The following is a 10,681-nucleotide window of genomic DNA, read 5'->3' on the forward strand; positions in this document are numbered from 1 at the left end:
GGCCGATGATCACTTTCAAAAATGTCTCCAAACGTTATCCCGATGGGTATGTAGCGCTGAATAACGTTGACCTCACGGTTGAATCCGGTGAAATGGTATTCCTGACCGGCCACTCGGGCGCGGGGAAAAGCACGTTATTAAAACTTATCGCCGCCATCGAACGGCCAACATCCGGCACCATCACGATTAGCGGGCAGAATATCGCCCAGCTTAAACCGGCCGCCATCCCCTATATGCGCCGCAAAATCGGTTTCATTTTTCAGGATCATAAGCTGCTGTTTGATCGCAGCGTTTTTGATAATGTCCTGCTACCGCTGCAAATCAGCAATTTTGATAACAATACCGTAGCTGCCCGGGTTCGCGCCGCTTTGGATAAGGTGGGTTTGCTAAAAAAGGAAAAATCCATGCCGGTTGCATTATCAGGCGGGGAAAGACAGCGCTTGTGCATCGCCCGCGCCGTGGTCCATCGTCCGGCTATTCTGATTGCCGATGAACCCACTGGCAATCTGGATGTTGAATACGCCCGGGATATCATGACCATGTTCACCTCATTCAACCAAGTGGGCGTCACTGTGCTGATTGCAACGCACGATGCTTCGCTGCTGGAAGACACTCAACACCGCATTTTGTCACTCAAACAAGGGAAACTGGCGGCATGATACGCGCATGGCTGACGCAACACGGGTTTGTGTTCTTTCTTACGCTCAAACGGCTGATTTCAACGCCGGTTACCAGCTTGCTCAGCATCATTGTGATGGGCATTGCCCTCAGCCTCCCGGCTGGCATTTACGTGCTCATGCAAAACCTGCAGGTCATTTCCGGACAAACTGCGGATTCCCCGCAAATAAGTTTGTTTCTTAAGCTTGATATGACACAAGATAGCATTGAGAAAGTGAATCAGCGCTTGGAAGAAAATCCGCAAATCCAGACAATCCAATTTATTCCCAAAGACGTCGCGCTCCAGCAGTTACAACAAAGTGCCGGACTCACGGATATCACCGCCAGCTTGATGCGCAATCCACTTCCGGATGCTTTTGTTATTCACACTCTGGAAAACAGTACCGAAGCATTGGAGCAATTGCGCACGGTCATACAAAGCTGGCCGGAAATCGAACACGTGCAATTTGATTCCGTTTGGATCGAGCGCTTGAATGCCTTACTCGATCTCGCCCGTTTTGCCGTGCTGATGCTGGCAACGCTATTAAGCATTGCGATTATCGCGATCATGTTCAACACCATTCGCCTGCAAATTCTTACCAAGCGCGATGAAATTGAAATATCCAAACTGATCGGCGCTACCGATAGTTTCATCCAGCGTCCTTTTCTCTATTTCGGTGCGATTCAGGGGTTGGCGGGAGGCGCTACCGCATGGCTTATCATGGCACTGGCCATCCGCACGCTCAATGAAGAGCTCGTCGCCCTTGCGCAACTTTATCGTATTGATTTGCAACTACAACACCTTTCCTCAGCTGACAGTATCAGCTTGCTATTTTTTTCCGCTTGGTTAGGCTGGTTAGGCGCCCGCATCTCCGTTGCAAGCCATCTCTGGCAAATCGAACCCAAATAAACCGGGCGTTAAACACGAACTTTTCAAAAATTTGGCACTCTCATTATGGGAGTGCTAGAATGTATTTAATTAAAAACTAAAGAGTAAGCACAATCCATAATCAGGAGATTATTACAATGACGAATGCTCTAACACTGCCCTCAATGGGTGGAAGTATAGAAAGTTATATTCAGTCTGTTAATTCTTTCCCTATTCTTTCGCAAGAGGAAGAAACCAGTCTGGCCCGGCGTTTGTGGAATCAGGGCGATCTCGAGGCTGCGCAACAGCTGATTTTGTCGCACTTGCGTTTCGTAGTCGCAATCGCGCGCGGTTACAAAGGCTATGGCCTTCCGCAAGCCGACTTGATTCAGGAAGGTAATATCGGACTGATGAAAGCCGTTAAACGATTTGACCCTGAACGTGGCGTACGCTTGGTATCGTTTGCCGTTCACTGGATAAAAGCGGAAATTCACGAATTCATCATGCGCAACTGGCGCTTGGTTAAAATAGCCACCACCAAACAGCAACGTAAACTGTTCTTCAACTTGCGCAGTATGAAGCAAGGATTGGACACAATGAACCCGCAAGAAGTGGATGCAATGGCCACGCAACTGGGGGTTAAATCCGAAGAAGTGGTGGAAATGGAAAAGCGTTTCAACGGCTCGGATATTTCGCTGGAACCCATTTCGGATGAAGAAGACGATGCATTCAGCCCGATCAGTTATTTAACCGACGGTGAAGAACCATCCCAGATTCTGGAAAATGAGCAAATCACGCACTTACGCGAAAAAGGTCTGCAACAATCGCTCGCATGTCTGGACGATCGCAGCCGCCATATCATTGAAGCGCGCTGGTTAAGGGAAAAAGATACCGCGACGCTGCATGATCTTGCTGCGGAATTAGGCGTATCTGCAGAACGCGTTCGTCAAATTGAAGCCAAAGCACTGCAAAAAATGCGTGGCGCGTTAGCAACAACGGCATAACGAAAAACCCTCATTTCAAATACCGGTTTGACCTCAACCAGCTCAAACCGGTGTATCATTCCCACCCCAAGGAGAGGTACCGAAGCGGTCATAACGGCGCTGACTCGAAATCAGATGGTCAAGGTAACTTGGCACATGGGTTCGAATCCCATCCTCTCCGCCAGCTTTCCTCCAAACGTTGCCCAGCAACACCAAAAAATCCCTTTAAAATAAACAAAGTTACCCAAATATAGCCAATCATTGGCAATCTTGGGAAAAGCGGGTAACATTCCTAAAAACGGGTAAAAAATCGGGTAAAAAATATACTCGATTTTCGTTACCCGTTTTTTGTATTGTTTAACGATATTTGGGGGTTGCATGAAACTCACCGATTCAATCATTAAAGCAGCAAAGCCAAAGAATAAGCGTTATAACTTACCTGACGGCAAAGGTCTTGTTTTATGGGTACAGCCAGACGGGCAAAAAGTATGGCGTATCCGTTATGACTTTAACGAAAAAGAAAAGATGCTGTCCCTTGGGTTCTATCCTGCTGTATCGCTGGCGGCGGCAAGGCGGGAACATACCCGCTTTAAAGAGCTTTTGGCGCAAGGTATAGACCCATCGGAAAACCGCAAGGAAGAAAAACAGCAGGCAGCCATCGCGGCAGCCAATAGCTTTGAATCGGTAGCGCGGCTTTGGTGGAATCACTGGAAGCATGACAAGACCGAGCGCCATGCAGACTACACGATCCGGCGCATGGAAGCAGATATATTCCCGGTCATTGGTCATAAACCCGTCAATGAAATCACGGTGGCTCAGTTTATAGCGATGGTACGCAAAGTTGAATCGCGCGGCGCACTGGATATTGCCAAGCGTGTATTAACCACGTGCGGGCAGGTTATGCGCTATGCCGTGGCGCACGGGTTGGCGGAACGTAATCCGGCGGCGGACATAAAGCCTTCCGATGTATTGAAGCCTGCCAAAAAAACCAACCACAAGCGATTGAGCGAGAAAGAATTGCCCGAGTTATTGCGTAAGATTGATGGGTATAACGGGCAACCACTTACCCGCCTAGCATTGCAACTTATGGCATTAACGTTTGTTCGCACGGGTGAACTGATCGGCGCGCGATGGGATGAAATCAACCTGGACAAAAAGGAATGGCGCATACCAGCCGAACGCATGAAGATGAGAAGCCCGCATATCGTGCCACTGAGTCAGCAGGCTATAACGTTACTGGAAGAAATCCACAAGCTGGCGGCTGATGATGTGCTGTTATTCCCAAGCGAACGAAGAGACGGCAAATCGATGAGCAATAACACAATTCTATACGCGCTTTACCGGCTGGGGTATCACGGACGCATGACCGGGCACGGCTTCCGGGGTGTGGCGTCAACGATCCTTCACGAACAGCAATTCAATCATGACCATATCGAATTACAGCTTGCGCACACTCAACGCGATGCGGTATCCGCGGCTTATAACCATGCGCTGTATCTTGAACCACGGGCGCACATGATGCAGCAATGGGCGGATTATCTGGATAAGCAAAGAGTCGGGGCGGAAGTGATACCGTTTAAGGCTGCATAAATTTAACAGCACTTGTTCACCAACTACCACTGGTAGCACTAGGTACATTGCAATATTCTGTGACATTTGTGCTTTTTAATGCCGTTTATTCTGGCACTTTCTGGTACTTACTCACCCTAAATTTTCACACTGCAAGCGGCGTGAAATATAGCTCTAAAAGCTTTTAGAAGCTCATGAAAAAACTCATGAAATATATTTTCCCCATAGAAAATAAAATATAGCTTCTCCATTAAATTTTTATATCTACGAATACGCACCCGACAATCATCAAAACTATCAAACCGAAGCACAACATCTATTGGTAATTATGAATGTTTGTTCTCAATATAGAAGCGCCATGTATTTTTATGAATTCCACAACTATCGCAGCTTGGCCAACCAGTGCTATTATTTGTGAACCTCATCTCACCAAATGAGAAAACCCCGCTACGGATTGCAGTCCTTAGCGAGGTCGGTTGCCGAGTTAAGGCCACGGCAGGCACATAGTTGCACTTGTGATCTTGTTTACCTTAACGACGCAACCTTGGGTGGTTGCTTGCGTCACTAAAGTGAAATTGGTTACCTCTATGAAAGTATAGTAAAACTATACTTATTATGTGAATACTACACCAAATGGTGTAAGTTGTAACTATGGTTACCAAGTAATCGCCTTATTGGTGAATTTTTTAATTCAACATAAGGACACGCGATGCAAGAAAAACAAAAAGCATTACCCGCTACAATACCCGCCATCGGCAAGACACGCTGGCCAAAAATCGCCCAATTCTCACCCGTATCAAGAGAAACATTCCGAAAACTATCCAAGGAAGGTAAAGCACCGCAGCCCGAGCGTATGGGCATTCGTTGCACTTTTTACGATAACGCAGAGCTTCACCGATGGCTTGCAGACCCGATTAATTACCGGGTAGGGAAGTAGCAATGCAAACACTCGCGAAAAGACCGCGCCCGGTAGGGACAGCGGCTGGCGCAAACGCACGCCCAAACCATGCCACGCATGACCCATTGACCGAAGTCGCCAGTCGCTTGAAGGGCGTAATCAAACGGCATAACGGCGGCTTGCTGGCATTCTGCCCTTCCCACGATGACCGGAAAGGCCGCAGCCTTGCGGTGAGTCTAGGCCGTGAAGGTCAAGTGTTAATGCACTGCTTTGCCGGTTGTTCCATTCACGAAATCACGGCGGCTATCGATCTGAATCCTTCGGACTTGTTTATCCGCCCGAACTCTAAATATGAACCGCAAACCCGCACTTACTTTAACGATTGGCAAATTATCAACGCACTGCGGCATGACGCGCTTATCGTGCTGATTGCAGCCCGTACCATGCTGACCGGTAAAACCTTGGCGGAATCTGATGTTTCCGCCCTTTCCAGTGCTGTTATCCGTATCCATGAAGCCGCGAATTTTTCGAGAGGTGCAAGCCATGAGTGATTTAGAGCAACAAGCAACCGAATTACTGGAAAGCGTCACCAAAAAGGAAACCGACAAGGAAGCACTCAAGCGGCTGGCGGCTATGTCTATCCTTGACTATAACCGGACAAGGGATGAAGAAGCCAAAAATCTGGGCGTGATTGTATCGGCGCTGGATAGGGCCGTAAATGAATGCCGGAAAAAGACCCGGGAAACAACCGAAGGATTACCAGACGTTGAGCCTTGGCCGCACCCGGCAAACCCGGACGAATTACTTACTAGCATATCGAGTACTGTTTCACGTTTCATCGTGTGCGACAAGGAAACAGCCGATACGGCGGCTTTATGGGTATGTATGACCTGGCTTATGGATGTTGTGCATATCGCCCCGCTGGCAGTGATTACCGCGCCTGAAAAGCGATGCGGCAAGACGCAGTTATTAACGATACTGGGGAATCTGTCATACCGGCCATTGTCAGCCAGCAACATTAGCACGGCGGCATTGTATCGCTGCATTGAGGCATGGAACCCTACTCTGTTGCTGGATGAAACCGACGCCTTCATGAAAGAAAACGAAGAACTGCGATGCGTGATCAATTCCGGGCATAGCCGGGATAATGCCTATGTAATTAGAACCGTAGGCGATGAGCACACCCCCAAGCGATTTAGCACCTGGGGAGCGAAGGCTTTATCCGGCATCGGTCATTTGTCAGATACGTTAATGGATAGATCGATCGTGCTTGAATTGCGGCGCAAACTGGGACATGAGAATGTCGATCGGCTGCGATATGCGGAACCCGGCCTTTTCTTGACGTTATCAAGAAAGCTGGCACGCTTTGCTGATGATTGCCGCGAACAAGTCAGACGGGCAAGGCCAATGCTACCCGATGCATTAAATGACCGCGCCCAAGACAATTGGGAACCACTATTTGCCATTGCGGAATGCGCCAGTAATGGATGGATTGAGAAAGCCACCAAGGCAGCCTTGAAGCTATCCGGCAACGACAAGACGGATAGCATCGGTAATGAACTGCTGGCGGATATTCAGGAAGTATTCGAGACAAAGAACGTTACAAAGATAAGCACAGCAAACTTGATTGCTGCATTGCTTGGAGATGAGGAAAAAAGTTGGGCAACTTATAACCGGGGGAAACCGCTATCGCCGAAGCAGCTTGGCAATAAGTTAAAAGGGTATGACATACGATCAAAAACGATCAGGTTTGGTTTTGAAACTGCAAAAGGTTATGAGCTTGATCAATTTACCGACGCCTTCGATAGGTACCTTTCCTATACACTCCCCCTTCTATCCGTAACATTGTCACAAACCAATAGCGGCAACGGTTTGAGCGATTCTGACAATGAATCCGTTACGGTAACAGATCCTTCCAAACGTAACAACGCAACACATAGCGCAAAGATCGTAAGGATATAAAAGCTTGTGGCGTGTTACGGATAGAAGAGGAACGTTACTGGTACAAAAAACGATCCGGAACGCTGAAACCAGCATCAGATAAGGAATGTTACATTGTTACGGATAGAACGCCCCCCTATGAGGGGGGTATATAAAGGACACAAAATGGAAGCAGCGGAAATAATCGAATATTTGAGACAAAAGGATTTAACTGTCACCTTGGCCGATGAGGATACTATAGAACTTTCACCAGCGGAAAAAGTAACAAGAGAATTGCTTGACCGGTTACGCAAATACAAACCGGCGATTATCGAGGAACTAAAGCGGCGGGATAGGTATGCGAGAGTATGGCAAATGCTGGAAGATCAGCCGAGCATCCGGCGGGCATTCGTGACGGACACCATGAGCGACAGAGACAACGTTATTTTAACGTTAGCAATTAGAGGTGTTGGAACCTGTGAACTGGAAATACCGAAGCGCAAGTATGATCCATTTCTTCTGTTGGCGATTATTGAACGAACGGCGGTACAGTGAGGGCGCAATGACTTAAGGTACTTCCAGATCATTCGGAGCTGGGGTAATTCGGCCCCCGATTAAATTTTAGAAATGAAAATTTGGTACATACTTAACTATTTTCATGAACGCATAACGTGATGGTTTCGTGATGCCGGTATAAAAGTATAATGGCCGGCTGATCGAATCCCTGCGACTAACAACAACACAATGACCGAAGAACAGCGCCGCCAGCTTCAGCAACAGCTTTGGAATATCGCCAATACCCTGCGCGGCAAGATGAACGCCGATGAATTCCGCGATTACATTTTGGGGTTCATTTTTTACAAATACCTGTCCGAGAAAGTGGTGCGTTTTGCCGATTCGATTCTGGAACAGGATGGATTGAAGTTTGCGCAACTGGACGAGCACACCGAAGACGGCGCGGAAATCGTGCAGGCGGTGCACGATGCCGCCGTGTCCGAGCTGGGTTATTTTCTGAAGCCTTCCGAGCTGTTTCACGCCATTGCGATGAAAGGCAATAGCCAAGCGGATAGCGATGCGGATGGCGAACAGTACAATTTCATTCTGCCCGATCTGACGCGCATCCTGAAAAACATCGAGCAAAGCACGCTGGGCACCGATAGCGCGGACGATTTCAGCAATTTGTTTGAAGACCTGGATTTGACCTCATCCAAACTGGGCGCAACGGAAAAGGCCAAAAATGCGCTGGTGACCAAAGTGCTGGTGCATTTGGACAAGATCGACTTCAATCTGGCCGATGGCACGGCGGACGTGCTGGGCGATGCGTATGAATACTTGATCGGCGAGTTCGCCAGCGGCGCGGGCAAAAAAGCCGGTGAGTTTTATACCCCGCAGCCGGTTTCCACCTTACTCGCCAAATTGGTGACCGCGCAAAACAAGAACATCAAAAAACTGTACGATCCAACCTGCGGCAGCGGTTCATTGCTGTTGCGCGTCAAACGCGAAGCCGATCACGTCGATAAGATTTACGGTCAGGAATTGAACCGCACCACGTACAACCTCGCGCGCATGAACATGATCCTGCACGACGTGCATTACGCCGATTTCGACATCTGCCAGGAAGATACGCTGGAACACCCGCAGCACCGTGACCTGCGCTTCGATGCGATTGTCGCCAACCCGCCGTTTTCCGCGCATTGGAGCGCCAATCCGCTGTTCATGAGCGATGACCGCTTCAGCGTGTACGGCAAACTGGCACCCGGCAGCAAAGCCGATATGGCGTTCGTGCAGCACATGGTTTACCAGCTTGCGGAGGATGGCGCGATGGCTGTGGTGTTGCCGCATGGCGTGCTGTTCCGGGGCGCGGCGGAAGGCCATATCCGCCAGTATTTGATCGAGCAAATGAACTGCCTGGATGCGGTGATCGGTTTGCCTGCCAATATCTTCTACGGCACCAGCATTCCCACTTGCGTGCTGGTGTTCAAGAAATGCCGCCGCAACCCGGACAATATTTTATTCATCGACGCCAGCCAGGCATTCGATAAAGTCAAAACGCAAAACATCCTGCGCCCGGCACATATCCATAAAATCGTTGAAGCCTATCTGGCGCGCACCGATCAGGACAAATTCAGCCATGTCGCCAGTCTGGAAGACATCAAGGCCAACGACTACAACCTGAACATTCCGCGCTATGTCGACACCTTCGAGGCGGAAGCGGAAATCGACCTGAATGCGATTGCCGGACAGCTCCAAGCACTGGAAGCACAAAGCCAGCAAACCGATGCCACGATTGCGGTGTTTTGCCGGGAACTGGGGATTGCGCCACCGTTTTCGGAATCAGGGAAATAAGTATGAAAGTGCCGAAACTGCGGTTTAAGGAATTTAGTGATGACTGGCAGACTTCTGAACTTGATAAAATTGCTACAACTTCTTCAGGGGGGACACCAAACAGAGCTAAACCAGAATATTGGGGCGGCGGATCTATTCCTTGGATTACAACTTCCCTAATTGATTTTAACGTCATAAATAATTCAGACGAGTTTATAACTGAAGAAGGTTTAAAAAATTCATCTGCAAAACTATTCCCTAAAGATACATTGTTAATGGCTATGTATGGGCAAGGTAAGACAAGAGGGAAAGTTGCTATTTTAGGATTAGAAGCTTCGACAAATCAGGCTTGTGCAGCAATTACATTTCATCAAAACACGATAAGTGTGCAGTTTGTTTTCCAGAATTTAGCTGGACGTTATGATGAAATTAGAGATTTAAGCAATGTGGGTGGACAAGAAAATTTAAGCGCTGGTTTAATTAAGCAAATTCAAATTACTTTTCCTGGTCTCCCCGAACAAACCAAAATCGCCAACTTCCTCACGGCAATCGATGAAAAAATCACCCAGCTCACGCAAAAATGTGACTTATTAGCGCAATACAAAAAAGGCGTAATGCAGCAGATTTTCAGCCAAAAGTTAAGGTTTAAGGATGATGATGGGCGGGAGTTTCCAGAGTGGGAAGTACAAGAGATTGGCAACTATCTTGTCAAGCATGAAGAAAAATCAACTAAAAACAATCAATTTCCTGTGCTTACTTCGTCTAGAAAAGGTCTTTTTTTTCAAAAAAACTACTTCAATGGTTACGATGTAGCTAGTAAAGACAATACTGGATACAACGTGGTGCCAAGGAATTATTTTACCTATCGACATATGAGTGATGACCTCATATTTGCTTTCAATAGAAATAATATAGTTGATAAAGGAATTGTTAGTACCTTGTATCCAGTTTTCACAACAAGAAATATTGATGATAATTTTCTTGAATTAATTTTAAATTACGGAAATGAGTTCAAGGAATTTGCAATACAACAAAAACAGGGTGGTTCAAGAACCTATATGTATTTTTCAAAGCTTGAAAAATTAGAATTAAATTTGCCATGTGAAGAAGAACAAACCAAAATTGCCAATTTCCTCACCGCCATCGACGACAAAATCATCCAAGCGCAAGCCCAGCTTGATGCCGTGAAACTTTACAAAAAAGGCTTGTTGCAGCAGATGTTCGTTTGACGATTTGCTTCCTGCTGCGGTTGTGTTTATACTTTAGTTTAAACATTTAGCGGGTGGAGCATAATCATGAAAGACGTTATTCTGGATATTAAACAATGGGGCAATAATCTTGGGGTGCGCCTGCCCGCTGCGATTGTACGGGAAGCGCATGTGCACGTGGATCAACGAGTGAAGCTCACCGCCTCCAATGGCCAGATCATCATCACGCCGGTGCGGGATGAACCACTGACCC

General features: G+C 47.6%; 11 protein-coding genes and 1 tRNA gene. All 12 read left to right on the forward strand.

Translation table 11 applies throughout. The features are described from left to right. The first annotated feature begins 5 nt into the window (after positions 1-5). Complete coding sequence (ftsE, locus tag BLU57_RS13300; RefSeq protein WP_090321834.1) at positions 6-659, forward strand: cell division ATP-binding protein FtsE; 654 nt, start codon at positions 6-8, stop codon at positions 657-659. Further along, positions 656-1,567 carry a permease-like cell division protein FtsX gene (ftsX, locus tag BLU57_RS13305; protein ID WP_090321837.1) on the forward strand — a complete coding sequence of 304 codons (912 nt, stop codon included), beginning with the start codon at positions 656-658 and terminating at the stop codon, positions 1,565-1,567. Before ftsE ends, ftsX begins: the two co-directional genes overlap by 4 nt. Before the next feature lie 116 nt (positions 1,568-1,683). Beyond that, positions 1,684-2,529, forward strand: a complete 846-nt coding sequence (rpoH, locus tag BLU57_RS13310) for an RNA polymerase sigma factor RpoH (RefSeq protein ID WP_090321839.1) — start codon at positions 1,684-1,686, stop codon at positions 2,527-2,529. Positions 2,530-2,599: 70 nt separating this feature from the next. After that, positions 2,600-2,692 (forward strand) — tRNA-Ser (locus BLU57_RS13315). A gap of 194 nt (positions 2,693-2,886) precedes the next feature. Continuing rightward, positions 2,887-4,098 carry a tyrosine-type recombinase/integrase gene (locus tag BLU57_RS13320; protein WP_090321842.1) on the forward strand — a complete coding sequence of 404 codons (1,212 nt, stop codon included), beginning with the start codon at positions 2,887-2,889 and terminating at the stop codon, positions 4,096-4,098. 688 nt (positions 4,099-4,786) lie between these two features. Further along, positions 4,787-5,014 carry a helix-turn-helix transcriptional regulator gene (locus tag BLU57_RS13325; RefSeq protein ID WP_090321845.1) on the forward strand — a complete coding sequence of 76 codons (228 nt, stop codon included), beginning with the start codon at positions 4,787-4,789 and terminating at the stop codon, positions 5,012-5,014. A 2-nt stretch (positions 5,015-5,016) separates the two neighbouring features. After that, positions 5,017-5,526 (forward strand): hypothetical protein, encoded by a 510-nt coding sequence (locus BLU57_RS13330; protein WP_090321848.1) that lies wholly within the window; start codon positions 5,017-5,019, stop codon positions 5,524-5,526. Beyond that, positions 5,519-6,937 carry a DUF3631 domain-containing protein gene (locus BLU57_RS13335; protein WP_176776454.1) on the forward strand — a complete coding sequence of 473 codons (1,419 nt, stop codon included), beginning with the start codon at positions 5,519-5,521 and terminating at the stop codon, positions 6,935-6,937. Before BLU57_RS13330 ends, BLU57_RS13335 begins: the two co-directional genes overlap by 8 nt. A 144-nt stretch (positions 6,938-7,081) precedes the next feature. Further along, positions 7,082-7,450: a hypothetical protein gene (locus BLU57_RS13340; RefSeq protein ID WP_090321858.1), complete on the forward strand. Its 369-nt coding sequence runs from the start codon at positions 7,082-7,084 to the stop codon at positions 7,448-7,450. Between the two features lie 189 nt (positions 7,451-7,639). Then, positions 7,640-9,241 (forward strand): type I restriction-modification system subunit M, encoded by a 1,602-nt coding sequence (locus tag BLU57_RS13345; protein ID WP_090321852.1) that lies wholly within the window; start codon positions 7,640-7,642, stop codon positions 9,239-9,241. A 2-nt stretch (positions 9,242-9,243) separates the two neighbouring features. Next, entirely contained in the window at positions 9,244-10,449 is a 1,206-nt protein-coding gene (locus tag BLU57_RS16330) for a restriction endonuclease subunit S (protein WP_218131677.1), read from the forward strand. Positions 10,450-10,515: 66 nt separating this feature from the next. Then, positions 10,516-10,681, forward strand: a 166-nt coding sequence (locus BLU57_RS13355) for an AbrB/MazE/SpoVT family DNA-binding domain-containing protein (protein WP_090321856.1), incomplete at its 3' end; no start/stop codon positions are given.

The sequence above is a fragment of the Nitrosomonas oligotropha genome (genome assembly GCF_900106555.1).
Taxonomy (GTDB): Bacteria; Pseudomonadota; Gammaproteobacteria; order Burkholderiales; family Nitrosomonadaceae; genus Nitrosomonas; species Nitrosomonas oligotropha_A.

What these genes read in the sequence shown, in the direction of transcription:
- ftsE (WP_090321834.1), top strand. Translation starts at nt 6, where the DNA reads ATGATCACTTTCAAAAATGTCTCCAAACGTTATCCCGATGGGTATGTA.
- ftsX (WP_090321837.1), top strand. Translation starts at nt 656, where the DNA reads ATGATACGCGCATGGCTGACGCAACACGGGTTTGTGTTCTTTCTTACG.
- rpoH (WP_090321839.1), top strand. Translation starts at nt 1,684, where the DNA reads ATGACGAATGCTCTAACACTGCCCTCAATGGGTGGAAGTATAGAAAGT.
- BLU57_RS13320 (WP_090321842.1), top strand. Translation starts at nt 2,887, where the DNA reads ATGAAACTCACCGATTCAATCATTAAAGCAGCAAAGCCAAAGAATAAG.
- BLU57_RS13325 (WP_090321845.1), top strand. Translation starts at nt 4,787, where the DNA reads ATGCAAGAAAAACAAAAAGCATTACCCGCTACAATACCCGCCATCGGC.
- BLU57_RS13330 (WP_090321848.1), top strand. Translation starts at nt 5,017, where the DNA reads ATGCAAACACTCGCGAAAAGACCGCGCCCGGTAGGGACAGCGGCTGGC.
- BLU57_RS13335 (WP_176776454.1), top strand. Translation starts at nt 5,519, where the DNA reads ATGAGTGATTTAGAGCAACAAGCAACCGAATTACTGGAAAGCGTCACC.
- BLU57_RS13340 (WP_090321858.1), top strand. Translation starts at nt 7,082, where the DNA reads ATGGAAGCAGCGGAAATAATCGAATATTTGAGACAAAAGGATTTAACT.
- BLU57_RS13345 (WP_090321852.1), top strand. Translation starts at nt 7,640, where the DNA reads ATGACCGAAGAACAGCGCCGCCAGCTTCAGCAACAGCTTTGGAATATC.
- BLU57_RS16330 (WP_218131677.1), top strand. Translation starts at nt 9,244, where the DNA reads ATGAAAGTGCCGAAACTGCGGTTTAAGGAATTTAGTGATGACTGGCAG.